The organism is Levilactobacillus brevis ATCC 14869 = DSM 20054 (assembly GCF_001433855.1).
GTDB lineage: Bacteria > Bacillota > Bacilli > Lactobacillales > Lactobacillaceae > Levilactobacillus > Levilactobacillus brevis.
The window spans coordinates 151,857-177,880 of record NZ_AZCP01000004.1; the positions used below are offsets into that span (position 1 = coordinate 151,857).

The 26,024-nt window shown below is 47.8% G+C and carries 23 protein-coding genes; 10 read left to right on the forward strand and 13 right to left on the reverse strand.

Translation table 11 applies throughout. From position 1 onward, the window contains the following. Positions 1-18 precede the first annotated feature (18 nt). Positions 19-585: a cadmium resistance transporter gene (locus FC61_RS08680; RefSeq protein WP_024525882.1), complete on the forward strand. Its 567-nt coding sequence runs from the start codon at positions 19-21 to the stop codon at positions 583-585. Between the two features lie 17 nt (positions 586-602). On the opposite strand, the gene FC61_RS08685 is transcribed toward FC61_RS08680, so the two are convergent. Together FC61_RS08685 and FC61_RS08690 are read right to left on the reverse strand one after the other, a co-directional pair. Further along, a complete protein-coding gene (locus FC61_RS08685) occupies positions 603-1,253 on the reverse strand; it encodes a metal-dependent transcriptional regulator (RefSeq protein ID WP_011667017.1) in 651 nt (216 codons plus the stop codon). A gap of 86 nt (positions 1,254-1,339) precedes the next feature. Beyond that, a complete protein-coding gene (locus FC61_RS08690) occupies positions 1,340-1,777 on the reverse strand; it encodes a universal stress protein (protein WP_021742033.1) in 438 nt (145 codons plus the stop codon). A 385-nt stretch (positions 1,778-2,162) separates the two neighbouring features. Here FC61_RS08690 and FC61_RS08695 point away from each other — a divergent pair, with 385 nt between their 5' ends. Both FC61_RS08695 and FC61_RS08700 read left to right on the forward strand, forming a co-directional pair. Beyond that, a complete protein-coding gene (locus FC61_RS08695; RefSeq protein ID WP_096109580.1) occupies positions 2,163-3,764 on the forward strand; it encodes an Nramp family divalent metal transporter in 1,602 nt (533 codons plus the stop codon). A gap of 328 nt (positions 3,765-4,092) precedes the next feature. Beyond that, on the forward strand, positions 4,093-6,228 hold the full coding sequence (locus tag FC61_RS08700) for a lectin-like domain-containing protein (protein WP_021742035.1): 2,136 nt from the start codon (positions 4,093-4,095) through the stop codon (positions 6,226-6,228). A gap of 61 nt (positions 6,229-6,289) precedes the next feature. Here the strand turns inward: FC61_RS08700 and FC61_RS08705 are convergent, their stop codons facing one another. Continuing rightward, positions 6,290-7,276 carry a GMP reductase gene (locus tag FC61_RS08705; protein ID WP_021742036.1) on the reverse strand — a complete coding sequence of 329 codons (987 nt, stop codon included), beginning with the start codon at positions 7,274-7,276 and terminating at the stop codon, positions 6,290-6,292. Between the two features lie 24 nt (positions 7,277-7,300). Beyond that, entirely contained in the window at positions 7,301-8,587 is a 1,287-nt protein-coding gene (locus FC61_RS08710) for an adenylosuccinate synthase (RefSeq protein WP_011667021.1), read from the reverse strand. Positions 8,588-8,860: 273 nt separating this feature from the next. On the opposite strand from FC61_RS08710, the gene purB reads away from it, so the two are divergent. Beyond that, complete coding sequence (purB, locus tag FC61_RS08715) at positions 8,861-10,159, forward strand: adenylosuccinate lyase (protein WP_021742037.1); 1,299 nt, start codon at positions 8,861-8,863, stop codon at positions 10,157-10,159. A gap of 74 nt (positions 10,160-10,233) precedes the next feature. On the opposite strand, the gene FC61_RS08720 is transcribed toward purB, so the two are convergent. The 3 genes from FC61_RS08720 to FC61_RS08730 form a co-directional block, all read right to left on the reverse strand. Then, a complete protein-coding gene (locus tag FC61_RS08720; RefSeq protein ID WP_042516682.1) occupies positions 10,234-11,139 on the reverse strand; it encodes an NAD-dependent epimerase/dehydratase family protein in 906 nt (301 codons plus the stop codon). Between the two features lie 28 nt (positions 11,140-11,167). Next, positions 11,168-12,580, reverse strand: coding sequence for an NAD-dependent succinate-semialdehyde dehydrogenase (locus FC61_RS08725; RefSeq protein WP_021740825.1), 1,413 nt, complete (start codon positions 12,578-12,580; stop codon positions 11,168-11,170). A gap of 113 nt (positions 12,581-12,693) precedes the next feature. Beyond that, complete coding sequence (locus tag FC61_RS08730; RefSeq protein WP_021740826.1) at positions 12,694-13,608, reverse strand: NAD(P)H-binding protein; 915 nt, start codon at positions 13,606-13,608, stop codon at positions 12,694-12,696. Positions 13,609-13,732: 124 nt separating this feature from the next. Between FC61_RS08730 and FC61_RS08735 the strand changes: the two genes are divergently transcribed. Continuing rightward, positions 13,733-14,311, forward strand: coding sequence for a TetR/AcrR family transcriptional regulator (locus FC61_RS08735; protein WP_021740827.1), 579 nt, complete (start codon positions 13,733-13,735; stop codon positions 14,309-14,311). A 361-nt stretch (positions 14,312-14,672) separates the two neighbouring features. On the opposite strand, the gene FC61_RS08740 is transcribed toward FC61_RS08735, so the two are convergent. Together FC61_RS08740 and FC61_RS08745 are read right to left on the reverse strand one after the other, a co-directional pair. Then, on the reverse strand, positions 14,673-15,605 hold the full coding sequence (locus FC61_RS08740; RefSeq protein WP_021740828.1) for an alpha/beta hydrolase: 933 nt from the start codon (positions 15,603-15,605) through the stop codon (positions 14,673-14,675). A gap of 78 nt (positions 15,606-15,683) precedes the next feature. Beyond that, positions 15,684-16,478: a tyrosine-protein phosphatase gene (locus FC61_RS08745; RefSeq protein WP_024525872.1), complete on the reverse strand. Its 795-nt coding sequence runs from the start codon at positions 16,476-16,478 to the stop codon at positions 15,684-15,686. A gap of 175 nt (positions 16,479-16,653) precedes the next feature. Between FC61_RS08745 and FC61_RS08750 the strand changes: the two genes are divergently transcribed. Next, a complete protein-coding gene (locus tag FC61_RS08750; RefSeq protein ID WP_021740830.1) occupies positions 16,654-17,538 on the forward strand; it encodes an alpha/beta hydrolase in 885 nt (294 codons plus the stop codon). A 160-nt stretch (positions 17,539-17,698) separates the two neighbouring features. Then, complete coding sequence (locus FC61_RS08755; RefSeq protein ID WP_021740831.1) at positions 17,699-19,540, forward strand: S53 family peptidase; 1,842 nt, start codon at positions 17,699-17,701, stop codon at positions 19,538-19,540. Between the two features lie 49 nt (positions 19,541-19,589). On the opposite strand, the gene FC61_RS08760 is transcribed toward FC61_RS08755, so the two are convergent. Together FC61_RS08760 and FC61_RS08765 are read right to left on the reverse strand one after the other, a co-directional pair. Further along, positions 19,590-20,249 (reverse strand): DUF6198 family protein, encoded by a 660-nt coding sequence (locus FC61_RS08760; RefSeq protein WP_024525871.1) that lies wholly within the window; start codon positions 20,247-20,249, stop codon positions 19,590-19,592. Positions 20,250-20,330: 81 nt separating this feature from the next. Next, a complete protein-coding gene (locus tag FC61_RS08765; RefSeq protein WP_024855237.1) occupies positions 20,331-21,065 on the reverse strand; it encodes a gamma-glutamyl-gamma-aminobutyrate hydrolase family protein in 735 nt (244 codons plus the stop codon). Between the two features lie 161 nt (positions 21,066-21,226). On the opposite strand from FC61_RS08765, the gene FC61_RS08770 reads away from it, so the two are divergent. The 3 genes from FC61_RS08770 to glpK all read left to right on the forward strand — a co-directional run bounded on the left by FC61_RS08770 (position 21,227) and on the right by glpK (position 23,884). Beyond that, positions 21,227-21,478: a hypothetical protein gene (locus FC61_RS08770; RefSeq protein WP_021741099.1), complete on the forward strand. Its 252-nt coding sequence runs from the start codon at positions 21,227-21,229 to the stop codon at positions 21,476-21,478. 111 nt (positions 21,479-21,589) lie between these two features. Then, on the forward strand, positions 21,590-22,237 hold the full coding sequence (locus FC61_RS08775) for an endonuclease III domain-containing protein (RefSeq protein WP_021741098.1): 648 nt from the start codon (positions 21,590-21,592) through the stop codon (positions 22,235-22,237). A gap of 132 nt (positions 22,238-22,369) precedes the next feature. Further along, positions 22,370-23,884 (forward strand): glycerol kinase GlpK, encoded by a 1,515-nt coding sequence (gene glpK / locus FC61_RS08780; protein ID WP_035464187.1) that lies wholly within the window; start codon positions 22,370-22,372, stop codon positions 23,882-23,884. A gap of 123 nt (positions 23,885-24,007) precedes the next feature. Here glpK and FC61_RS08785 read toward each other — a convergent pair whose 3' ends face one another. Beyond that, positions 24,008-25,042, reverse strand: a complete 1,035-nt coding sequence (locus FC61_RS08785; protein WP_021741096.1) for a DUF5776 domain-containing protein — start codon at positions 25,040-25,042, stop codon at positions 24,008-24,010. Between the two features lie 17 nt (positions 25,043-25,059). Next, positions 25,060-25,932 carry a C39 family peptidase gene (locus tag FC61_RS08790; RefSeq protein WP_042516681.1) on the reverse strand — a complete coding sequence of 291 codons (873 nt, stop codon included), beginning with the start codon at positions 25,930-25,932 and terminating at the stop codon, positions 25,060-25,062. Positions 25,933-26,024 lie beyond the last annotated feature (92 nt).

A 26,024-nucleotide genomic window follows, 5' to 3' on the forward strand; every position in this document is an offset into this window, starting at 1 on the left:
GATAAGGAAGTGATAACGGTGCACTATGGTATTTTATTATTAACGTTTTTAAGCGTTAACTTGGATTTCTTTTTCATGCTGATCTTCTTACTCAGACGGTATCCAGTGATCAAAGTTATGTGGGGGTACCTGCTGGGAAATTGGGTCTTGCTGATTTTAAGCTACCTGCTTGGCAAGGCACTGCTACTAGTTTTGCCAGAATGGTTACTGGGGATTTTGGGTTTCCTGCCGATCTATATGGCCTTCCATGATGAAGACGATGAAGATGGGCATAAAACCAGTCAGTCGCCAGTGTGGAGCGTTCTGGTCACGTACCTTTCCGTTTGTTCGGGCTGCAATCTAGCAATCTTCTTGCCGGTGTTGGTAGGTGAAACGTTGCCACATTTTATGCTTGCATTGGGATTTATTAGTCTATTAACGGTGGGGGCCGTCCTGCTGGTTAAAGGCGTGGCTCAGGTTCCAGCGGTGGAGACACTCATGGCGCAGCGCGGTGAGCAGCTGATGAAACTGTGTTATGTGTTGATCGGCCTCTATGTTTTTTGGGACAGTGGCTTAATCAGCCATTTGTTCGGTTATTTGCCGTAATAGAAAAGCCAACCGCATTAATTGGTTGGCTTTTTTTGAACATATAGGTAATCGGCTGCTGATAAGTTGACGATTATTTCTTCGTGGGCCGTGGTTTCCAAGTAGAGAAAATTCAGGTCTTCATCGCGACGAAGCAACCAAAGAGGCTGGTTAATTGTGAGGTGACAGTGTTGAAAATAAGCCACCAGACTGGGCGTTTCTAAATAGCTGACCAGCTTGGTTGGGGTGCGATCACTTAGCTGGCTAAGGGGCATGACGGTAGCGTCATTGAGTAGATCAGTCGTCATATCCCCGCCAAAAGGACTTTGCTGAGGATGGTCCAGAAAGGTCGCTAGGGCGGTTACAGTTGGTGGTTCCAAAGTGTCAGCCATTTGCCACGCCTGTTCGGGAATTTGGCTTAAAGGTAGGTGCAAGTGCTGGGCTAAGAAGACCTCACAGAGGCGGTATTTATAAAGCAAGCGCGTCGCTAATTCTCGGCCTTGGTCGGTTAGCGTCACGCCGGTGTAGCGGTGACGATTAACCAGGCCACACTTTTGAAGTTGGCGCGTCATCTCGGTGACGGTGGCTGGCGAGACGTTAGCGAAGGCTATAATCTGTTTGTTACTCACCCGTGGTCGGGCAAAATTACATTCAGCAATGATTTTAAGATATGTATGGTGATTTAACATGGTGGTCACTCCCCCCAGAGCTAATGATGTTAAAAGCCCCACCAAACCGTCGCTAACGGGAGCGCTGGTTTGGTGGGGCTTTTAGCCTAACGGACGACGAGAACGGAAATTGGCGCGTACTTCGCCATGTAAGCGGCCTGACTTCCCAGATACTTTTTGGGTCCTTTTTTGGCCAGCGAGCCGACAATGAGGACTTCGGGTTTGATACTTGGAATGACCGTGTTCACGATCTCCTTACCAGGATCGCCCTCGGCAATAACGGGGAAGACGTTCTCAACGCCTGCTTCATGCGCCTGTTGGACGTATTCGTTGACGTGTTCGACTAATTGGGCACGTTCACCGTGAATAAAGTCCTTACTCAGGGCTTCATAGACACTGCGGTCATCGCTTTCCAAAACGGAAACAATGTAGAGTTCCGCGTCTTCTAAGCGGGCCCGCTTAATCGCATACTTGAAGGCCAACTGTGAATCAGCCGAGTCATCGACCCCCACGAGGATTTTGGTAAAAATCTTCTTTTCAGTCATAGATGGAGACACTCCTTTCGTATAGAAGCTGGGACGTGCACTTACTTGGCAGACCAAGCTTCAGGCGGTTTAGACAATCGCTGCAAGTTAAACCGTCTTCTTTTTTAATTTCTCACTCCTAACGAAACAAGTCAAGCAAAATCCGTCTTCTTAAATAAAATTGTTCGGCCATAGTGGGATAAATTCGATTTTTTGCAAAAAATATTAAGGGACACAGAACTTTAATATTTAAATTTCATTAGCTGCCTAAGTCCTTGATATTACTGAGTTATAGTCAGATGATAAAAATTTTTGGAAGCAATTTTTTTGCTTAAATAATGGCTAAATAAACTTTTGTATGCCTAAAAAGTATTTTAAAATCATAAATTTTAATGTACAATGGGTCATGGATTTAAGGAAGGGAGTCTTAAAATTGAGTGATAATGTTCAAAAGAAACACAAATTAATCTCCTATGCCAACGGGCGTTCGTTGGAGGAGATTAACGGTAGTGTGGCAGTTCCCAAAAATATCAGCTTCTGGAAAGCGTTGTTTATGTATTCCGGTCCGGGTGCCCTGGTAGCGGTGGGGTATATGGACCCAGGTAACTGGTCCACGTCAATTACTGGAGGCCAGAATTTCCAGTACTTACTAATGTCCATTATCTTGATTTCAAGTTTGATCGCGATGTTATTACAATACATGGCGGCTAAACTTGGGATCGTGAGTCAAATGGACTTGGCCCAGGCCATCCGTGCCCGAACCAGTAAATCATTGGGGATTGTGTTATGGATTATGACAGAGTTTGCGATTATGGCGACGGATATTGCCGAAGTCATTGGGGCAGCGATTGCGCTGTATCTGCTATTCCATATTCCGTTAGTGATTGCGGTTTTCATTACAGTATTTGATGTCTTGCTATTATTGTTGCTAACGAAGATTGGTTTCCGTAAGATTGAAGCCATTGTGGTCTGCTTGATTTTAGTTATTTTGGTCGTCTTTGCTTACCAAGTTGCTTTGTCTAATCCTGATTGGGGTGGTGTTTTTGCCGGCTTGATTCCGAGCCCGAAGACGATTGCCTCAACTCCTCAAATCGGTGGTCAAACGCCAATTACTGGGGCACTTGGGATTATCGGGGCCACGGTAATGCCACATAATTTATATTTGCATTCGGCAATCTCGCAGACGCGGCAAATCAATCATGATGATGAGGAAGACGTTGCCCGGACGGTTCGGTTCTCCAGCTGGGATTCTAACATTCAGTTGACTTTGGCCTTCTTTGTTAACGCCTTGCTATTAATCATGGGAGTGGCCGTCTTCAAGAGTGGTGCGGTTAAAGATCCATCGTTCTTCGGCTTATTCCAGGCCCTATCTGATACCAATACCATGAGTAATGGGGTGTTGGCCGGCGTTGCTAAGACGGGAGCCTTATCAACCTTGTTTGCGGTCGCTCTATTAGCTTCGGGTCAAAATTCCACGATTACTGGAACGTTGACGGGTCAAGTTATCATGGAAGGTTTTGTTCACATGCGGATGCCACTTTGGTTACGGCGGTTGGTTACGCGATTAATCTCGGTTATTCCCGTCTTGATCTGTGTCATGATGACCAGTGGTAAGAGTGCGATTGATGAACATACCGCGTTAAATGATTTGATGAATAACTCGCAAGTCTTCTTAGCCTTCGCGTTGCCATTCTCGATGCTACCGTTATTGATGATGACGGATAGCAAGTTGGAAATGGGCGAGCGGTTTAAGAATTCGGCTTGGGTGAAGTGGCTCGGGTGGCTTTCCGTCTTGACTTTGACCGGGTTGAACTTGTATAACATGCCAGCCTCGATTCAAGGTTTTTACGGCGATGGGATCACGGCTAGTGAAACAATGACCGCCGACGTGATTGCCTGGGTTCTGAATGCAGCGATTATTGCGCTGCTAGTCTGGACGATCTATGAATTACGTAAGGGAAATCGGCGGCTAGCACAAGCTGTCGCAGCTGATGGAAAAACTAATTAAATAGGTAAGATTAAGGCAAAAGGACTGTCGCGGCTGGCGACAGTCCTTTTTGTCGTTAAGTAAGAAAGCGATGGACGGTAATTTGGTGGATTAAGTAATAATCCTAAAAAATGATTGCACTGATTTAAAAATATGGACAGTCTTAGTCGACCCTGCTATAATATTGAATGCATAAAGTTGAGATAGTAAAATAGCCAAACTCTGTGGGGAAAGCAAACACCGTATGATTGGCTTAATACCGCGGCCTACAGCCGAACAGCAAAATTGACTTACGCGTTAGAAAAGGGGAAATAACGTGACTTTTAAGAAAAACAGAAGACGTTTATACATGTTAATGATGATAACTGTTATCTTGGTCAGTGGTTGGCTGATGTTGAAACCACAGCCAGCGTATGCGGTTGATACAGATGGTGGTCTAGCTAAGGGACTGGCTAAGGTGCCCCAAGGGTTACCGCTATCCAAGTATTTTACTATAGGAACTAATTCGGCTAAACAAGTAAAAGTGATGGCGCCCACGGGTGGTTCGGCCGTCAATACCGAGGTCGTGAAGCTAACAGATGGCGGTGATCAAAGTGCCTCTATTTGGTCGAATGATGATTTTGACTTTAATTTGAACGCAGACCAAACGGCGTCAATGTGGTTATACTTTGGTACCAAGGGCGGAACAACGGCGACGGCCAATAGTGCCGGCGATGGCATGGCCTTTGTTTTACAAAATGGGAGTACGTCTGTAACGCCAGATTATGGGACCGTTAGTGCCGGTGAGACGCTGGGTGTTTGGGGTGTCGATACAGCTGGAACCAATAACCTACCAGCAACAGTGTCGGGCAAGGCAATTCCTAACAGTTGGGCGCTGGAGTTTGATACGTACTTGAATAATACGACGACTTTTGATGGAACGGGACAGGCCAGTTCTTTTGATGCAGACACCAGTGGTGGCACGTTAGCCAATCCCCATATTGCCTCTAATTATCCGGGGGACGCTGGTAGTTACACGATGCAAAAGAAATCAAATGGGGCGATCTTTTTTCCGAAAACTAGATATTATGCGACGTTAAATCATAAGGGGGTACTTCAGGGGTCCGATTTCCGTTATCTGGCTGATGGTAATTGGCATCATTTGACGATTCATTATAATCACACAACCAAGGCCATGACGTACACTTTCAATGATAAAAATCCGGATACCGGAGTGTCGCAGACTGGCCAATCAGCAACGGTTACCTTAGATCCGACCAAATTTAAGTCAAGTACGGGTAAGCTGCGGTGGGGATTTACGAGCTCAACGGGATATTACTGGGAACCTAACTTGGTCGCTTTTGAAAAGATTCCGGACCTCGTGAATGCTGATGCTACAGTGACCATGACCGATGTAACGAAAAATAAACCAATTAATGCGGGAGACACCATTAATGGTAATGATCACGTAAAATTGGCGTATCAATTAGACTATAAGAGCGGTAGCACCGATTGGGAAGATATTGTCGCGGATCTTGACTTGCCAACGGGACTAACCTACCAGTCGGCGAAGATTGATTACACTACCGGAGCGAGTGAAACGGTCGACCTATCCGGTTTATCCGGTCAGGAACTGTCTCATAAATTGGGACACGCACTCAATGAAGGAAACCATCAGGCGGTGCTGACACTAACGGGGACGGCAAATAATGAAACAACTTCTGTGGATAATGCAACTAGTCAATTTCGGGGCACCCAAGCAGTAGTGCAGGCCACGACCAATAACTTTGAGATTAAGCAGGCTGACCTGAAATTAACGCCAACAAGTGATAGTCAAGGTGTTAGTAGTGGGCAGGATGCGAAGGTGACAGGGATCATTAGTGCGGCTAATAAGACGTTGGTGAACAATGAGTTAACGGTTCACGCCACGCTTAACGGTACAGCCTTAGCGGATACGAAGTTGACGGGAAATGGTAGTGATGGGGCCTTCACCATAACTGTACCTGCGGCTAAGTTAAATAACGGCGCGAATACATTGGCCTTATCAGCGTCTGACGCGGATGGGGTGACGTCGAATGAAGCAACTGTGATCTTAACGGTTGGTAGTCTACAGTTTACTCAGGTCAGTGGGGATGCCATATTTAGTGGCGAACTCACGGGACAAACAATGGCGTACCAGCGCAACGGTAATCTTGATATTCAGATTTCAGATACCCGACGTAAGGGAGCGGAGTGGCAGTTGCTGGTTAGTACCACGCCCCTAACCGATCAGACAGGCAAGGATTTGGCAGGCAACTTAATTTACGTGAGTGATAATCAGACACTGACGTTGAGTAGTGCAGGGCAAGCCGTTCTTACCCATGTCAATACGGGAAGTAATATCAAGACAGATGTGACTAGCGACTGGACGGCTAATCAGGGACTCTTACTGCAAACGAGAAGTGATGCGACTCCTGGCCAATATACGGGCGAGGTTACGTGGACGCTACAAAACACGGTTGAATAATCTGATAGTATCAAAAAGCACAGTCAAAACGGCTAGTTCCGTTAGACTGTGCTTTTTGATATCAATAATTATCGCCATTTAGAATGGAGCTTTTAACAATGACGTAATCCACCGTGCGAATGTCCAGCAGATTGCGGCCACCGGCATAGGAAATGGCAGATTGTAAATCCTCTTCCATCGCGGTGAGCGTCTGGTCGATGTCCCCACGGTAAGGTACCAACATTTGCTTACCTTCAACGTTGCGGTAGGCGCCCTTTTGTTTTTCAGAAGCGGACCCCCAGTATTGTTTGAAAGTCCGACCGTCAATCGTTAGTAGACTACCGGGTGACTGTTCGTGACCAGCTAACATGGAGCCAATCATGACCATGTTGGCACCGAAGCGAATGGACTTGGCAATGTCGCCGTTGTAGCGAATCCCGCCATCAGCGACAATCGGTTTCCGGGCAGCCTTGGCGCACAAGCGCACGGCCGCTAACTGCCACCCCCCGGTACCGAATCCAGTTTTAAGCTTGGTAATGCAAGCTTTACCGGGGCCAATCCCGACCTTAGTGGCATCGGCGCCGGCATTTTCCAATTCACGAACGGCTTCCGGTGTGCCCACATTGCCGGCAATTACAAAGCTATTCGGTAATTGCTGCTTAATATGGTGAATCATCCGAATTACGGCGTCGCTGTGACCGTGGGCAATGTCAATCGTGATGTATTCAGGCGTTAAGCCGGCCGTAGCCAGTTCATCGATGAAGGCAACTTCTTCGGGTTTGACGCCCACACTAATGGACGCAAAGAGTGACTTGGCTTGCATCCGTTCAATGAAGCCCCGGCGATCCTTGGGCTGAAAACGATGCATAACGTAGAAATAATCGTGTTCAGCTAACCAGATCGCTAATGGTTCATTGATGACGGTTTCCATGTTAGCGGGAACCACGGGGATCTTAAAGTGCCGGGGGCCGAATTCAATACTGGTATCGGCTTCACTGCGGCTATCAATGATACATTTGTTGGGAACGAGTTGAATATCTTCATAATCAAATACTTCAGCAGGGTGCATGAGCAATCACTCTTTCATTAAAGTTTAGGCGTTCCAGACATCTTGTAAAATATTCGTTTGTTCACGGTCGGGTCCGACAGATAGGGTGGCAATTTCCACACCGACCAATTCTGCCAGCCGCTTAACGTAGGTTTGGGCATTAGCTGGTAATTCGGCGACTGACCGGCAGTGGGTGATGTCTTCGTCCCACCCCGGAAGTTCCTCATAAACGGGCTGACATGCGTCAAGGTCCACTAGGCTAGCAGGGTAATGGTAAATGGTCTCACCGTTTAGCTGGTAAGCCTTGCAGATCTTAACTGTTTTGAGGCCGGTTAAGACATCTAAACAGTTGAGTGATAGGGTCGTCAAGCCAGATACCCGCTTAGCATGCCGGAGAACCACGCTATCGAACCAACCGATCCGACGTGGTCGTTTAGTAACCGTCCCGTATTCGTGACCCGTTTCGCGGATAGTATCGCCAATTTCGTCAAAGAGTTCAGTTGGGAATGGACCATCGCCAACCCGAGAAGTATAGGCTTTGCAGACACCGACAACGTGGTCGATCTTAGTTGGTCCGACGCCAGAACCAATGGTTACGCCACCAGCAACGGGGTTTGAGGACGTGACGAAGGGATACGTTCCGTGGTCAATATCCAACATGACCCCTTGGGCCCCTTCGAAAAGAACATTTTTGCCGGCATCTAACGCGTCATTGATGACAACGGATGTATCAGTCACGTAGCCCTTGAGCTGTTGCCCTAAAGCGTAGTAAGTTTCAAAAATATCGTCATAGTTTAGTGGTTCTTCATCATATAGTTTGGTGAGCACCTTGTTTTTTTCAATCAGGTTTTGGTGTAGCTTTTCCGCAAAGATATCGTGGTCCAAGAGATCCGCTACCCGAATGCCAATTCGTTCGGCCTTATCCATGTAAGCAGGGCCGATTCCTTTATTGGTGGTGCCAATCTTGCTGGCCTTAGCCTTTTCTTGCGCTTGGTCCAATAAGATATGGTATGGCAAGATAACGTGAGCACGGTCAGAAATCCGTAAATTATCCGTGGCAACGCCATTATCGTGGAGGTAGGTGAGTTCTTCAATCAGCGATTGCGGATTCAAGACGACCCCGTTACCGATAACACTGGTTTTGTCGGCATAAAAGATACCGGATGGAATTAAGCGTAATTTGAACGTTTGACCATTGAAGACAATGGTGTGGCCCGCGTTGTCACCGCCTTGGTAGCGGGCAATGACATCAGCCTTCTCACTTAGAAAATCCGTGATCTTTCCTTTTCCTTCATCGCCCCATTGACTACCAACTACTACTGTTGATGACATTGCAAACACCTCATCGTTTATTATTACTGAGCCGAACACCCAGCAAGAATTAGTGTACCAAGTTCGGAATTAAAAATCAACCTAAAAGCGAACTATTTTTTGAATTAGGCGTCTTAAAGTTCTGATAATTGCGGATAGAAACAAATAAAACCGGAAACTTACACCGATATTAATAGCAATTGTGGGATGTTCTATGTTATGATATTTACCGGATAATCATGATAAATAACCATTAATGTTCGTTTTTTAATGCATAATTAGGAGGAAATCGTGATGTTGGAACGGTATACGCGACCAGAGATGGGTCAGATTTGGTCATTAGAAAATCAATACGCGTCCTGGTTGGCAGTTGAGATTGCTATTGACGAGGCGTGGGCAAAGTTGGGAGAGGTTCCAGTTGCCGATGCCCAGAAGATTCGGGCAAATGCGCGGTTTGATGTTGAACGGATTGCGGAGATTGAGGCCGTAACGCACCATGATATGGTAGCTTTTACGCGGAATGTTTCTGAATCTTTAGGTGCTGAACGAAAGTGGATTCACTTCGGCGTGACGAGTACGGATGTCGTTGATACGGCACAAGGGTATCGTTTAAAGCAGGCTAATGCCGTTTTACGAGCAGATATCGTGACGCTAATTGCGACACTTAAAAATCTGGCACTAACCTATAAAGAGACGGTCATGATTGGTCGCACCCATGGCGTTCAAGCGGAACCCACGACTTTTGGTTTGAAAATTGCTCGGTGGTATGCCGAGATGCAACGGAATTTAGAGCGATTTGATCGGGCAGCCGCTGGTGTGGAAACCGGGAAAATCAGTGGGGCCGTGGGGACGTTTGCGAATGTACCACCGGAAGTTGAAGCGGCGGTCTGTGAGCAACTGGGAATCAGTGCCCAGCCCATTGCTAGTCAAGTGCTGCCACGAGACTTGCATGCGGACTACGTGGCAACCTTAGCCTTAATTGGAACGAGTATTGAAGAATTTGCGACGGAGATTCGTAGCCTTCAGCGTTCTGAAATTCATGAAGTTGAAGAGCATTTCAATCCCGGACAAAAGGGCTCATCGGCGATGCCTCATAAACGTAATCCGATTGGCTCGGAAAATGTTACCGGGTTGGCGCGGGTCTTACGGGGCACGGTCGTGACGGCGTATGAAAATGTCAGCCTTTGGCATGAACGCGACATTTCGCATTCATCGGCTGAACGGATGATCTTACCAGAAAGTACGACGCTACTGGATTACATGCTCAGTCGCTTTAATCGGATTTTGACCAATCTAGATGTCTTTCCTGAGACGATGAAAGCTAACATGAATCGGACCTATGGCCTGATTTATAGTCAACGCCTGTTATTGAAGTTGATTGAAAGCGGATTGAGTCGGGAAGCGGCTTATGATTTGGTGCAGCCATTGACAGCTCAAGCGTGGGATGAACAACGGCAATTCCGGCCACTGGTGGAAGCCAATACCGAGATTACGGCCCGTCTAACACCGGCTCAAATTGATGATGCGTTTGATTATCATTATCACTTGCGTCGCGTGGATGAGATTTTTAAACGGCTAGGCTTGCTCAATTAGAAAATATGTAAAAAACGGTTATGAATCGGGCAAATTCCCGGGTTCATAGCCGTTTTTTTATGGTTACGTGTAGGTTAACCGGCCAATTCTTGTTGGCGTCCCGCAGTAATTAAATCGGTCAGAACGGTTGGAACCGTTGGCTGCCATTTAAAGGGCGGGCGCTGGATGCGCGGGGTATCCAGCAAGAGCAGATCGTGTAAGGAGCCAAACCAATCCGACTGTTTTTCCGGGAGGGCGTGGGTAGGAACGCCAACCTGTTGGCCAATACCGGTAGTAATTGCCCGTAAATTTCCACCGTCTGAGGTTGCCGCTAAAAAGTGATGCTGGGGAGAATCAGAATTTTGTAGCAGATAATTTAGGACCAACACATATAGATGAGCAGCATCGGCGGCTTGGATTGAGCGCCAGATGTTTTGACCGGTTCCTAAATAGGCTGCCGTTCCTTTTTGTAGCGCGATGTGTCGCAATTTTTGGAGGAGGGGTGAAGACGCGGCAGATAGGACTACAGGAGCTAAATGAATCAGCGCGACCGGTTGATCTTGAGCGATTAAGCGATTAGCTAATTGAATACTTTTATGAGGCAGGTGGACAGGGACTTGTGGTTGTTTTGTGGCAGAGTGCGGGGTTAATGGCATATTAAACATGGAATTGCCACTCGTTAGTAACAGCGGCTTGCCGGAATCGCCAATACCTTTTGCTAACGCTGAAACTGCCAAAGCATCTAAGCTATCTGCGTGAGGAAAGTCCGCTGGATCACGGGGGTAACCGAGATGAATGACGGCGTCAGCTTGTTGGGCCATGGCAAGCAGAACATCGGGTGTTCCGAGACTACCACTAATAGGAAAAACACCGATATTTCTGAGTTCCTGAGCACTTTGTTCGGTTCGAGCTAAGCCCAGGACTTGATGATCCTGCTGTAGCAATTCACGGACAACCGCCCGACCAATGATGCCCGTTGCACCTGTAACAAAAATCTTCATAAACGCCAACGCCCCTTTTCATGTCACGCTATAAGATAACTAACCCACCAGCACCATTTTGGTAATCAGGCTTTTGGGCTGTCACCACAAGCTTTTCATTAACAAATGCCATCAAACCTAATGAACTCATTTCACGGCCGTAGCCGGACCCTTTTACACCGCCAAATGGTAATTCTGGTAGTGAACTCAGGAAGGTATTCACAAAGACCATTCCCGTTTCGATTTGCTGTGCGACCTGTTTTCCGTGGACAGGGTCACCAGAGAAGACGATGCCGCCCAGACCCAGTTCAGAATTATTTGCCAGATCAATGGCCGCCTGATCGTCAGCAACACGATAGACTTGTGCCACCGGGCCAAACATTTCTTCATAGAAGAGTGGATTGTCTGGTTGGATGTCTGTCAAAATGGTGGGTTGGAAAAATTGACCAGGTAAATCGATCGGTTCATTACCGTAAGCAACAGTGGCACCACCCGCAATGGCTCGGTCGACTTGATCCTGTAATTTTTCTTTGGCACGCTTAGAGTTCATCGGTGCCAGCGTTGTTTGATCGTCCATCGGATCGCCCGGAACCATGGCTTGGAATTTTTCTTTTAGTGCGGCTACGAATTGATCGTAAAGGCTATCTGCAACGATGAAACGCTTAGATGAAGTGCAGACCTGACCGGCGTTGTATAACCGAACGCGCCAAGCTAGGTTAACGGCTTCGTCAATATCTGCATCGGCTAAGACGATAAAGGCATCACTACCACCGAGTTCCATGGAGTTTTTCTTTAGGTTTTCACCAGCGGTCTTAGCGACAGCTTGTCCACCACGCTTCGACCCGGTTAAGGCCACACCTTGCACCCGTGGATCAGCAATAATATCACCAATTTGGTCGTAACTTAAAAATAGATTTTTGAAGGTTCCCCGTGGGGCATTTGCCTCGTTTACCAGTTGTTCGAAGGCCGCTGCGGAGCCTGGAGTGTTAGAAGCGTGTTTTAGAATCATCGGATTACCTACCATGAAGTTGGGTGCAAAGACCCGCATGATTTGATAGTAAGGGAAGTTCCAGGGTTCAACGGCCATAACGATGCCCGTTGCCTGCTTTTCAATTTCAGCATCACCGGTGGCTTGCGTGGTGATTGGCGTTGGAGCTAGTAAGTCCGCACCGTGATTGGCATAGTAGTCCGCAATCATCGCACAGAGTTCAACTTCGCCTTGGGATTCAGTAAATAATTTGCCCATATCAATCGTGGCAATTTTAGCCAATTGGTCTTTGTGGTCGCGCATCAAAGCGGCAATCCGGTGCAAGATTTGAGCACGATCGGCAATGGGTTCTTGGCGCCAAGCGTGGTAGCGTTCATCACCAAGCGCTAAGGCGTTCTCAATTTCTTCTGGAGTAGCGTTAGCGTACGTTTTAACAACCTCGTTAGTAAATGGATTAATTGTTTGATAAGCCATGTTAAAATCTCCTTCGTTATAATTACCGTCATTGTCTTGTCTATCACGTATGATTTTTGGGTAATGGTTTGGCGGTCGGCCCCAGATTAGGCAACTAATGCTGTGATTTTTACTTAATCAGCAATTGTGTGAGAGCGATGATTACCTTTACCATTGAAGGCATCGACAAACGTGCGGACAAAGTCGGCTAGTTTAACTTGACCAGCGGCAGTTTGTTTGGCCGATAAGTCAGCATAGATTTGTTCGGGTTGGCGTTGATAGTGACTCGTTTGAACGAGTGATGCGGCAATCTTTTCAGGTACGCCATTAGTCAGTAGGCCTTGTTCATACTGCTCATCTGAAATCTGTACCCAGTGCAAGTCGGGCATGTTTAGGGCTTGTTGTAAGGCTGTGACAAAGTCGGCGCCGGAGAAAGTGTCACTGTAGGCGTAATGAACGGTGATACCAGCTGGTGTGTGGGCGATGAGTGGGTAAACAACGGCAGCAATATCTGCTGGGGCCACCCACTTTTGTTCCAAGTCAGCGGTATTGTTAGCATAAATGGCGTGATCTTGCTTGATGGACGTTAAGTTACTAAATAGGTTGGCATAGAAGCCGGTTGGGCGAACGAAAGCGATGTTGATGTCTAGTGAACGAAGAACGCCTTCGATGAGGTTATAAGCATGTAAGGATCCAGCAACTTCATCGGCATCAGCACCAATGCTACTCAGGTCAACAACGTTTTTAACGCCGGCATTTTCGATCGCTTGGCGCCAGATCTGAGCTTGTTCAATGGCACCGGCGAATGGGTCCGTGCCAATTGAGCCAGATAGCATCAAGTAAACAACATCCTTACCAGTGAATGTTTCGGATAAGAAATCAATGTCCGTCATCGTTCCAATCGCGGCATGGGCCCCGGCGGCCTCAATCGTGGCGCGGCGTTGATCACTGGTTGAAATGACGGTGACGTCGTGGCCAGCTTGGACGAGTTGTGGAATGACCAAGCGATTAATATTTCCCATAGAACCTAGCATTGCAATTTTCATCATGAAGTAACTTCCTTTGAATTGGTTTAAAAAAGATACGTTTATCTTTTAACGTGAATACATCATAAAAGATAATTCTATCTTTGTCAAGCTTGAAAAAGATATTTTTATCTTTTATACTGAATTTATGAAGAAAAAAGATATGAGTAAACAATTAAAGATTCAAGATGCTGTTGCTGAGATTATTCTGACTGAAGGTGCTGCTAGCGTATCAACGACTAAGGTAGCCCGACGAGTGGGTATTGCCCAATCGAACGTTTATCTCTACTTTAAGGATAAACAGGCGTTACTCGATAGCGTCTATGAACGGGAAACGCAAAAGATTTTGGCAACTACCGAGATCGCTAGCCTACAGGATCAGAAAATACCATTAGAGGAGCGCGTTCGTCTGTACATTCAACAAGTCTATGATTTTTCATTGGCCAATCCGGATAGTCTGACGTTGATTCAACAAATTAAATTTTTACGGGGCCAGTCACCCGACTTATTGCCTAATGAATTGACGCCTAATAATACGGTTAGTCAGTTACTTCAGGCGGCGATTGATGAGGGGGTCTTGAAAGATTTGCCAGTCAGTCTACACATGAGTTTGGTATTTGCGATCATTAATCGGCATACCACTAACTTGCAGTTGGGACGCTATCCGGTTGATAAGTATAGTTTCAAAGAGATCTATCAATTTATTTGGGATGCGATGAAACGCTAATTAACGAAACACGCTAGTCCAGTGGATGAAATCCAGGGCTAGCGTGTTTTTATTATGGGACAATAAAAACCGCACCATCCGGGGAAGACGGTGCGGCCATCATGAGGAGTGCATTCGCATAAGGGGGGCGAATGCAATTTAGAGGAGTGGTTAGGCTTGAGGGAACCTAACCAAGGAATGATTCTCTTAGGGGGAAGAGAATCTAAAAGGGATTGGATATAGAATTTGACTAGTAACAGTTATTGGCTAATTACTATGGTTACTAATATACCCGGATTTTGTGAACATAAACGGGGCAAGTCATGATGACTTTGCGATAAATTAGTAAAGAAAAGCTAAAGTGTGAAGAAAATGGGGCGAATTACTTAAAGTAAGTTTGCAGAAAGGCGGTCACTCGTTGTTGGTAGCGTTCTGGGTTCATCCAGAAGCTCTCAGCGTGCGACGCATTTTTGACAATCCAAAGCTGTTTTGGCGCGTGAGTCGCCGCGTAGTTTTCGTAAGCCATGCCTACGGGGACATAAACATCCTTTTCGCCGTGAATAAAAAGAATCGGACGCGTATTCTTACGAAGCTGATCGGTTGACGTTACGTCGCCGAGATAGTAACCCAAGCGGCGTTTAGAGATTGTGCTGACGAGTGGTTCGATCGGGTACTTGGGTAAGTGAAATTGGCGTTTGAGCAGATAGGTTAACTCAGCTTCAATACTGGAGTAACCACAGTCGGCGATGATTGCTTTAACCTGTGGGGGTAAAGTTTCACCAGATAACATTTCCATCGTGGCGCCGCCCATACTGACACCAAATAATAAGATTTTGACATCGGCAGTTGAGCGGTCGATAACCTGCTGAATCCATTGTAGGTAGTCCAGCCGATCGAGCCACCCAAAGCTGATGTATTTACCCGCGCTTTCGCCGTGACCACGGTCGTCGGGTAGTAAGACGTTGAAGCCGAGGTGATGATACATTTGCGCGAAGTTCGCCATGGTTTCACCGTTGCCCTTGTAGCCATGTGAGATGATGACCGTTTGTTGGCTAGGGGTTGCAGCCGGGATGTATTCGGCCACCATTCGGTTTTTCGGATCATGTTCGTGTAAGTACCATTTTTCTTTCGTCACGTGCTGGTACCAATCGACGTAGGCGTAGTAGGCGTCTGCGTATTTCTGCTTGTCAGCTGAGGTTTCGGGAACATAATTGACCCGCTTAAAGGCAAAGTTGAAGAGGTGTTCGCTGGCGGCTAGGGAAGTGGCGGCGATACCAATAAGTGGGAGCGTTAAGGTCAAGGTACGTTTCTTCATCGATAATCAGGTCCTTTCATAAGGGTTGGCGGTAAAAAACCAGACTACCCGCAAATGCGGTTAGTCTGGTCGGATTGCCTAATCCAAATAGAGTTGCTTTAAATTATTCAAGTCGTTACGAGATAGCTTCAACACGTCGTGGAGGTAATCTTGCACCCCGCCATATTGCGTGTTAATCACTTTAATGGCGGCGTCTAGATAGTCGGCATTGACGGTCGAAAGCGCCCGAATGTTGGTGACAAAGGTTTCGGTGTGCCCGTCTCGACGAGCAGCGTCACTTTGCGCCTCAACTTTGGGCATGACGTTTTGATTGGTCAATAAGTAATCTGTTTTGATCACTTGGGGGTCGACATTCAAGGCACTTAACGCTAAGAAAGCGCCAATGCCCGTCCGGTCCTTACCAGCCGTACAATGGAATAACACGGATTGTTGCGCCGTGTCATTAGCGGACAAGGTCGCAAAGAAATCATGATAGGCGGCTTGGGCAGAAGGTAAGGTGATCATCTTTTGGTAAACATCTACCATGTGACGATAACCCGCTTGGTCATCGCCGTTGAAGCGCTGCTCGAGTTCGGCTTCTGTTGCCGAAGCATCGGTCTGATCGTCAGCTGGGAAAACGGGTAGAAAATGGTAGGTTGCACCGACCGGAACCCGATCCGGGGCCATTGTTTGCTCGTCTTTTGACCGAAAATCGACATCGGCCACGACACCATATTGACTGAGATGTTGCTGATCTTCCGGTGTTAAGCCTGCTAGACCTGCTGTCCGCAATAGCTTATGCCATTTGACCGTTTGATTGTCTAGCGTGGGGTAGCCTCCTAGTTCACGGAAGTTTAAGCCACCGGTCACGTTTAGATTTCGGTTATTTGTCATGCGTTTTCCCTGCCCTTTCATTAGCAACTGTCACATACCCTTATTCTAACGGTTTTGGGATAAATTACCTAGTAATTGATTCTCTAAGAGCGTTTTTCACGCAAACGCTGTATACTGGCAATAAGAGTTTTCGAGAATTGACGCTGAGAATAAGTAAAAGATAGGGTGATAAGTCGTGAGTTTGCGTGGGAAATGGTTATTATTCAAGACCCAGCACAGTCAGCTCAAGCAACAGATTCAACAGGCATTTTTGCAACCTAGTCGGCAAAATAGGGCTGTCATTCCTGAAAAATTTGCAACGTCAATTGTGACCAAAGAACGGCAAATTTTTGGTGGCCGATTATTGACCGCGGCCACGGGGGCACCGTTACCCCAACATGTATTACTGTTTCATGGCGGGGCTTATACCATGCAAGGGATTGATAGCCACCGCGAGTTGATGGAAACGTTGATCCAACAGGCCAATTTACGGGTAACATACGTCGACTATCCGCTGGTGCCAGAAGCCACGGTAGATGAAACGGTGGTTTTTGCGATGAACGCTTATGATTATTTGCGCGCCCAGTACCCTGACGATCAGTTCTTTTTGATGGGTGATTCGGCCGGGGGCGGCCTGGCGTTAACGTTGCTTCAACAACTGGTTAATCATCAAGAACCAATGCCAGCGGGCACTATTTTGGTGTCGCCATGGACCGATTTGAGTATGATGAACCCCGACCTTACGCTGGCGGCTAAGCGAGATCCTTACTTGACACTAGCCACATTAAAAAAGATTGGTTTTGACTATGCGGGCGACCATCCGGTGACCGATCCGGTGGTCAGCCCTATCTATGGTAACTTCGACAATCTGGGACCCGTGTTATTGTATTACGGCACCAATGAATTGTTGGCGGCAGATGATGAACGGCTATTGCAGAAACTGCAAGCGGCCAGTGGGACGCCATTTCAAGCGCATCAGATGCCATCAATGCTGCATGACTATATTTTGTGGCGGAAGTTACCCGAGACCAAGCAGACGTTGGCCGAGATTAAGCAGTTTATTTTGACAGGAGAACTTTAAAGTGGAGCGTATGACGTTGATTAGAAGTAGTCAATGTCATACGCTTTTGTTTTAGTAGGCTTATATTGATTTATCCGCAAAAAGATTTAGTGGTGTTGTTTTTTGTGTAAAACCCCATGTTAACTAGCGTATAATATAGCCATCAGGGGGGATTACATTTATGAAAAAGATAGGACTAATTGTGACGAGTCTGGTTGTCGGACTCGTCTGCTTCGGGGATACACAGGGACAGGCGGCCAAGTTGGTGACAGTTGCCACACCGTATCGTCAGAGTCGGCTCCAACACTTGCACCACGTGAAGAAAGTGGCTAAGAAGAAGACGGTGTCGTTGGATATTGTGTTAAAGCCACGGCAAACTAAAACGCTTAGTCAGCTGGCTTTGGCTGTGAACACCACCGATAGTCAGTCATTTAAGGGGTACTTAACACCGCAGCAATTTCGTGCCAAGTTCGGCCAATCCAGTGCGACTACGAGTCGTTTGACTCGTTATTTTCGGGCCCGCCATTTGCAAGCCACAGCAGCCAATAATGGTCTGTTAATCCGGGTCAAGGGGCATGTCGCCACGATTAATAAAGCCTTTGCGGTAAATCTCAAGACTGCGCGGTATCACGGCAAAAAGATCCAGTTTTCCAAGCAGGCCCCACGGTTGCCTAAGCAGGTGGCCCAACCCATCCGGGCAGTTGTTGGGGTAACGAACTTAATGATTGCCAAGAGTCTGACTACGAAATCGCCTGCTCAAGTCAAGCATTTAACCGCTAAACGGTCACCCACTAAGTTTCTGAAACAGTATCACGCCTCAAACTTAGCGACCAGTGGTCAACAAGGGGCCGGCCAAACAGTAGGGATTATTAGTTTTGGTCACGTGCCGACGGCGGCCATTAAACACTTTTGGCGGCAAGCGGGGGTACCCACAGCGGGGCGCTTAGAAACCAAAACCACGGGTGGCGCTACGGTTATGGACAATGGAGATGATAGTGATGATGAAACGGCACTGGATGCCGAACAGGCTGGCACGATTGCGCCCCGAGCGAAGGTTCGGGTTTATACGGCCAAGTTCAGTGATATTGGGTGGCTGGACGCGTTCACCACGGCCTTTGCTGAGAATCGTGCCAGTTCCCTGTCACTTAGTTGGGGACTTTCAGAAAATATCTTACGGGATTTGAACCGCGACCATCTGTTAACGCCACTATACGGCGACATTATGAACACCTTACTGGCTCAAGGAGCGATTCAGGGGATTTCGACCTTTGTGGCGAGTGGTGACACAGGAGCCTATGGTCAAAATTTAAGTGAATCGTCAGCGATGCCGGGAATTGAAGCTGATTTTCCAGCCGATAGTCCGTGGGTGACGGCAACCGGTGGTAGTACGCTGCCAATTAAAAAGACATTCGCACCAGGAATTAGTGTGAATGTTACCCGCGAACGGACGTGGGGTGGCGATATCTTCTTTAAGAGTTATCATCGGCACCCCTTGCAGTTTATCAAACACCCCATCTTACTAGAAGAGTTGACGGCGGCCAGCGGTGGCGGTATTTCCAGTTTATATGGAACTCCCAAATACCAACAAGGTGTTGCCGGCGTCAATACCTATAATGCACGCAAGTATCTCACGGCGGTGGGCCCCAAGTCAGGTCCCAAGTTGATTCACGGCTATCGAAGTGGACGGAACTACCCCGATGTGGTGGCGAATGCCGATCCGATTACGGGCTATGATATCTACTCGAAAAACAGTGGCTGGGAATTAATGGGGGGAACCAGTGCGGTTGCACCGCAATTTGCCGCGATGGCAGCGGTCATGAACAGTGATCGCTCGCAGCGGATGGGCCTTTGGAATCCCCAGCTCTACGCCTTGGCACAAACCGACCACTCGCCGTTTACTCGGCTTGATGCGGCAACTAATAATGGGAACCTGTATTATGTGGGTCAGCCGGGGAAAGTGTATAATCAGGCGGCTGGTCTGGGAACCGTCAATTTTGAAAAATTAGCACGGACTTATCAATAAGCCGGGTCATAAAAATAGCGATTACGGTCAACTACCGTAGTCGCTATTTTTATGACACATCAACATGATGTTTTAGTTGTGGAAAGACGTGGGTATCGGCCCAACCCATCACGATTCCTTGTGTGACCAGGGCCCAAACCGTCCCAAATCCAATCGCGTGAAGCTGCCCGGTAAAGAGGTAGGATAAGATGATGATAATCAGTGGTGGGGTGTAGCTCGCCCACTGAGCAATCACGGCCGACCCGCGCAAGTATTTAAAGCGCAGGATGTAGGCTAAGTCATCATTGGGGTGCATAATGATATTGCAACGGTTATAAATCGACACGGCAAACGCCACGCCGAACAGGCCGATGATATCCACAACGACGCGGCCAGTTAGGCTCAACTGACCAACGCCCAGCCAATCCCAGAAATAACCAATCCATTCAACGAGGTAACTAAACGGTACGATGTACAGTAAGTTAGACACGAAGCGCCGTCGGTCAAATTGACCGAGCAGGACTTGATTTAACAACGTAATGGCGATGCCATACAAAAAGAGCGTTGTTCCCAGTGGCACATGAATCCAGTTGGCGAGGTTGACGGACGATCCGGTCCAAACGGCACTCCCCAAATTGGTCGAGATCGTCAAGGCGTTAGCGGCGGAATTCAGGACAATGGAGAACCCTAAAAAGCGCATTCGTTGTCCAAAGTCCTGCATCTTCGCCACTGCTTTCGCCTACTTTCATTTTTGATATTAAGTCTAGTTTAGTTGAAGACGCCCACAATGAAAAGTGCTTTTACCAGAAATTTACATGCGCGGCATCCGCGCTGCTGATCGATCCACAAAATTTTGAAAGATCTGGCGCGATTCCGCATGGTGCTTGTACATGTTTTCGGGATGCCACTGGACGGCTAAAATTTGATCACTGGCCGTAGATTCCAGTGCTTCAACGACTTGATCGTCTGCTTGAGCCGTTACCGTGAGTGCCGGAGCGACGCGGTTAACAGCTTGGTGATGTCGTGAGTTCACGTAAGGTCGCTCGCCTGTTAACGTGGCCAAAGTACTGCCAGGAGTCACCGTGACGTGATGGCTAGGTTGATTACCAGCAGCGGCCTGGCTGTGCTTGATCTGCGCAGTTGGATCTTCACTAAGGTCTTGATACAGCGTGCCACCAAGGCCAACGTTGATTAACTGCAAGCCGCGGCAAATACCTAAGATAGCCTTATCAGCCGCTACGGCTTGTTTTAACAATTCGATTTCAAAAAGGTCGCGTTTCCGGTAGGTCTTCCCCAAGCGGACGTGCGGTTCTTCGCCGAAAAAGGTTGGGTCAACATCGAAGCCGCCGAGGAAAGCCACACCATCAAAGAGGGGCAAATAATCGGCAACATCGGCTGGGTCAATACTGGGGAGGATAACGGGTAAGCCGCCGGTCTTCACGATGGCCTCAATGACGGGGCGGGGGGCGAAGGCGGCATTTCGTTCATTAATAATATTCGTGGCCTCGTCGAGTGTATCAGCGGGGAGAGCTATGCGTGGACGCATGGCGTCGCTTCCTTTCAGATATAAGTATGCCTAAGTATACGCGTGCGTGTCACCTCTTGTCACCCAACGATCTGGTATTTTCGTGACGAAATAGTTCACAAATTTCCAGAATAACTCTACAATAAAGAGGTAATCTAATAAATTTAAGCGAGGTAAACGTGATGACAGAACGGCAGTTGATTCAAGAAATTTTGAATTCCGAAGCGGTGGAATACAGCTTTGAAAACGTCGATGAGGATTCCAAGGAATACACGCTTTTATTGACCCGACAGGACCAAGACGTGCGCGAAGTAACGACAATTAACGACGAAATCAAGAAATATTTCGAAAGCGCTAACTTTGATTATCAAGAAGAATTGAACCCAGACGGCGATGCTGATATTCGCCTAGTGATTAAACGTAACGATCAATAAATTTATCAAGTAGTCGGCGGGTTCTTCCGAGAGCCCGTTTTTTAGTGGCCTTTTTGGCCCAGACTGGGTAACATAGAGGTAGATACGCATTGAAGAAAGGACTTATCGCAGATGACTGTGGAGGAACTCTATCACCTAATGGCAGCTGAAATGGGCCCACAACCGTGGCTTAGGCCAGGGACACCGTGGGCTGAAACGCCCGTTGAGATCATGTTGGGAGCGATTTTAGTTCAAAATACCAACTGGCGAAACGTTGAGCCTGCGTTACTGAACTTAAAACAGGCGACGGGGTTTGCACCAGCAGCACTACGTCAGCTGACAGCGGCGGAACTGATGCCTTTGATTAAGACCAGTGGCTTTTATCGGCGGAAAGGGGCCGCTATTTTATCGTTGGCAGCGTGGCTGGGTCAGGCCAATGATGACTTGGCGGCTTTGAAGCAACGGGACGGTCAGCAGTTACGTCAGGAATTATTGGCAATTACCGGGATCGGACACGAGACGGCCGATTATATTTTGATGTACACGCTCGACCATGGCACGTTTATGGTGGATACGTATGCCCGCCGGCTGTTTGACTGGCTCGGGGCTGCGATGCCTAAGACGTATCCCGCGTTTCAAAAGCGGGTATTGAGTCAGTTTCCCTTGGCATTGACCGACTGCCAAGAATTTCACGCGTTGATTGATGAATTTGGCAAGCAAGTGAAAACCGATCGTGATTTTGCGACGTCCTTTTTAGCAGGGAAAAAACTCGTGGTATAAAGCTTAAGAAACCATCAAAGCGCCAAAAGCCGGGAGTAAAGGTTGGCGTTTTTCACAAGAGTCGTGCTATGATAAGTGCAACGATTTTGGAACCGGTTTCGTCATGATGGAATTTTGGAGGGAGTCAAGCAGATGGGACTTAAACAACCGGAAAATTATGTATTGGCGATTGATCAAGGTACGAGTAGTACACGGGCACTAATCTTTGATCACACGGGCCGCAAGGTGATCGAAGGGTACAAGGAAGTGCCGCAGTATTACCCACATCCAGGCTGGGTCGAATCTGACGCAAATGAGATTTGGAACAGTGTGTTGTCGGTGATTGCCAGTGCGCTAATTGATGCGTCAATTCACCCCGAAAATATCGAAGCTATTGGGATCAGTAGCCAACGGGAAACCACGATTGTGTGGGACAAGACGACCGGGGAACCCATCTATCATGCCATCGGCTGGCAAAGTCAGCAGACGGCCAGTCTCGCCAAAGAGTTAGTGGCGGCTGGGCGAGCAGAAACGATTAAGGAAAAGACCGGGCTCGTGGTGGATGCCTACTTCAGTGCCACGAAGGTGCGGTGGATTTTAGATCACGTCCCTGGTGCCCAGGAACGCGCTGAGCGGGGCGAGTTGTTATTTGGCACGGTTGATAGCTGGTTAGCGTGGAAGCTCTCGGGCGGCAACATTCACGTGACTGACTACAGTAATGCGAGTCGGACGATGCTGTTTAACATTCATACGTTGCAGTGGGATGCAGAAATTCTGCAGTGGCTAAATATTCCGGTCGCAATGTTGCCAGAAGTAAAATCGAGTTCAGAAGTTTATGGTGTGACCCAGAATTTCCAATTTTATGGCGTAGAAGTCCCAATTGCCGGCATCATCGGGGACCAATCAGCTGCGTTACTGGGACAATTGGCATTAACACCCGGTACGGTGAAAAACACGTACGGGGATGGGGCCTTTGTCGTGATGAACACGGGGCATGAACCACAATTGTCTAAGCATAATTTATTGACGACCATTGCGTATGGCCTCGATGGTGAGATTACGTATGCCCTAGAAGGGTCAATCCTTGTCGCGGGAACGGCGTTGGCTTGGCTGCATGAAAGCATGCAGATTATCAGTAATGTGCCGGAATCCCGGCAAGCGGCTATGGCGTCGACCAATAACGATGAAGTCTATGTGGTACCCGCGTTTAACGGATTAGGGGCACCTTACTGGGATCCTGATGCGAAGGGCGCTGTCTTTGGCCTTACCCGGGGAACGAATCGCAATGATTTTGTGAAGGCGACCTTGCAGTCGATTGCCTACCAGACGCGCGATGTCTTGCGCACGATGAAGCAAGATACCGGTATTGAAATTTCAGAATTGATGGCCGATGGGGGGGCCTCACGGAATCGCTACCTCATGCAGTTCCAGGCTGATATTATCAACACCCCAGTTCGGCGTGCAGCCGATGAAGAGACGACGGCGATGGGGGCGGCAATCGTGGCCGGATTGGCTGTCGGTTTTTGGCAGAACCTGGATGAGGTTAAAGCGATTCACAATGACGGTCGCTTGTTTACGCCAGATATGCCAGAAGACCGGCGTCAGCAGCTATACGCGGGCTGGCAACAGGCCGTGGCGGCGACACGGGCGTTTAAGCCAGAAAATTAAGCAGACTAAAACCGTGGAACACGCCAGCATGAGTGCTGGTGGTCCACGGCTTTTTAGTTGTCTTTAGTCAAAAAGACCGAAGATTCTCAGTCTGAGAATCTTCGGCCCAATGACCATGCTTATTTAATTAAAAACGCGTGCAATACCAGCGACATTAGAGCGTTGGCCGTTCTTGATAGGTTGGACCATGATCCGTGGTGGCCAGCTTTCGATGACCTTACCCTTGCCTAAATAAAGCGCAACGTGCCAGATGGTGTGGGTACCTGGTTGATAGTAGAAGACCAAGTCACCACGCTTTTTGTGGCTGTAAGCCACGTGCTTAAACTTCTTGCTAGCCCACAGGTTCCGTGAGTTCCATTCATTTCCAGGGTAGGCATGATGAATAGAGCTGATTGGTGCGGGGTTAATGCCCCCGGCGTAGAGGGCTTGCATGACCAAGCCAGAGCAGTCGGTACCATAAGCAGGACTCGTGGAAGAGCCAACTAGATAAGGATTACCCATGTATTTGTAGGCTTGCTTAATCATGGCTTCAATGTGGTCTTGACGGCCGTTCCAAGCGTGGGCACCCAGTGGGGCAACATAACGATCAATGCTGGTCCAACTGGATTTGGAGAAGCCTAGCTTCACCCACGTCTTTTCGTCAACGTTACCCGTGACCTTTAGATGATGCTTCTTTTGAAATGAACGAACGGCGTAGTAGGTTGCGGTGTTGTACTTGTTATAGCCGTTGGCCGTTCCCAAGCGTTTCATGATTTTCCAGGTCTTAATGCCTTCATAGTTGCGCTTAACGGTGTAGCCCACCTTGCCGTAAGGCTTGATCTGGGTGTAATTGACTTGGTAATACTTCTTAGGATTTTGATAACCCGCGGTTTTGGCAACGAAGGCTTTGTTAGCGGTCACGTATTTGCCAGTATTGGTTTTGAGCAGTGGAGCGTGGCCCTTAACTGTCACCACTTTTGTAATCTTGGCATAGTGATTGGCCTTGATGGTTGCTGCTTTCTTAGTCTTGGCGGCGTTTTGGTAGTAGACGACCGTCTTTTTGGTACGGATAATGCCAGGATTGGCAGTGTAATATTTCGTGTTAGCTTGGGCAACAACAGTGTTACTGCCGAGTCCCAAACTGGTTAAGGCTAAAATCAATAAACCTAATTTTTTCATGAGAAGCTCCCCTTATGTTAGTAACTTAATGCGCGATAAGCATCGTGCTTGCGGTGTGTCTGTAAGCTGGTTAATGTCATACTAGTTTTTTTCTTGGTCCAAGGGTCGTTGTAATAGGCCCGCGTCTTACTGTAGCCGGTGAGGGTGATTGCGTGATTAACAAAGCCGTCAACGTTAGCCACCCAGACAACAACGGGATGTCCGACATTAATCTTGGCCTTTAATTGGTTAAAGGACGCACCAGTCAAATTGGTAGCCGACCCAACGTGCTTTTTAACCAGTGGCATTAAGCCCTTGGGATAGATCCACCAGCCGGATTTGGAATAAGGATTACCAACGAACCCCTTATTCGGATTGGAACTACGGGGCATTTCATTGGCTAATGAGGTCTTAGTGACCTTGGCCCCAGCATATTGGAGCATCATGGTGGTGGCAGTTACTTCACAGCCCGTTGGTAATTGTGGCCGTTGACCAATTAGTGGCACCTTTAGGTAGCGGTAAGTTTTGACCGTTCCATTACGGTGAATCCACCCAACTTGTTTCGTCGTTGTTGTGGTGAACTTTAACCAGCTACCATCGGCCATGGTTTCTTCACGGGTGATGTGAACCGACTGATTGGCGTATTGCCGACCAGTGGCAATCGGTTTGGCATTCGCTGCGGATGATTTGGCGCCGCCAGAACGATAAACCTTGTAGTTATGAGTTTGATTTGGCCCAATCTTAGTATAGTAGTTAACAACCTTACGTTGACTGACGGGACGATAGACGGGTTGTTGGGTGACGGTAGACGAACTTTGGGCATCGGGTGTGGTACTGGCGGCGACCCCAATCGACCCGCTAAGAATTAGGCCGACGCCTAACGCCACGATGCTACTGATGAATCGTTTCATGATAAACGGTTCCCCCTTAGAATATGTATGATAAATGAATGACCGAGCCACCAAAATGCGGGCTTAGCGTCATTCTTATTGTACACGTTATG

Coding starts and splice junctions, on each gene's coding strand:
- FC61_RS08685 (WP_011667017.1), bottom strand. CDS start 1,253: ATGTTAAATCACCATACATATCTTAAAATCATTGCTGAATGTAATTTT.
- FC61_RS08690 (WP_021742033.1), bottom strand. CDS start 1,777: ATGACTGAAAAGAAGATTTTTACCAAAATCCTCGTGGGGGTCGATGAC.
- FC61_RS08695 (WP_096109580.1), top strand. CDS start 2,163: ATGGATTTAAGGAAGGGAGTCTTAAAATTGAGTGATAATGTTCAAAAG.
- FC61_RS08700 (WP_021742035.1), top strand. CDS start 4,093: ATGTTAATGATGATAACTGTTATCTTGGTCAGTGGTTGGCTGATGTTG.
- FC61_RS08705 (WP_021742036.1), bottom strand. CDS start 7,276: ATGCACCCTGCTGAAGTATTTGATTATGAAGATATTCAACTCGTTCCC.
- FC61_RS08710 (WP_011667021.1), bottom strand. CDS start 8,587: ATGTCATCAACAGTAGTAGTTGGTAGTCAATGGGGCGATGAAGGAAAA.
- purB (WP_021742037.1), top strand. CDS start 8,861: ATGTTGGAACGGTATACGCGACCAGAGATGGGTCAGATTTGGTCATTA.
- FC61_RS08720 (WP_042516682.1), bottom strand. CDS start 11,139: ATGAAGATTTTTGTTACAGGTGCAACGGGCATCATTGGTCGGGCGGTT.
- FC61_RS08725 (WP_021740825.1), bottom strand. CDS start 12,580: ATGGCTTATCAAACAATTAATCCATTTACTAACGAGGTTGTTAAAACG.
- FC61_RS08730 (WP_021740826.1), bottom strand. CDS start 13,608: ATGATGAAAATTGCAATGCTAGGTTCTATGGGAAATATTAATCGCTTG.
- FC61_RS08735 (WP_021740827.1), top strand. CDS start 13,733: ATGAAGAAAAAAGATATGAGTAAACAATTAAAGATTCAAGATGCTGTT.
- FC61_RS08740 (WP_021740828.1), bottom strand. CDS start 15,605: ATGAAGAAACGTACCTTGACCTTAACGCTCCCACTTATTGGTATCGCC.
- FC61_RS08745 (WP_024525872.1), bottom strand. CDS start 16,478: ATGACAAATAACCGAAATCTAAACGTGACCGGTGGCTTAAACTTCCGT.
- FC61_RS08755 (WP_021740831.1), top strand. CDS start 17,699: ATGAAAAAGATAGGACTAATTGTGACGAGTCTGGTTGTCGGACTCGTC.
- FC61_RS08765 (WP_024855237.1), bottom strand. CDS start 21,065: ATGCGTCCACGCATAGCTCTCCCCGCTGATACACTCGACGAGGCCACG.
- FC61_RS08770 (WP_021741099.1), top strand. CDS start 21,227: ATGACAGAACGGCAGTTGATTCAAGAAATTTTGAATTCCGAAGCGGTG.
- FC61_RS08775 (WP_021741098.1), top strand. CDS start 21,590: ATGACTGTGGAGGAACTCTATCACCTAATGGCAGCTGAAATGGGCCCA.
- glpK (WP_035464187.1), top strand. CDS start 22,370: ATGGGACTTAAACAACCGGAAAATTATGTATTGGCGATTGATCAAGGT.
- FC61_RS08785 (WP_021741096.1), bottom strand. CDS start 25,042: ATGAAAAAATTAGGTTTATTGATTTTAGCCTTAACCAGTTTGGGACTC.
- FC61_RS08790 (WP_042516681.1), bottom strand. CDS start 25,932: ATGAAACGATTCATCAGTAGCATCGTGGCGTTAGGCGTCGGCCTAATT.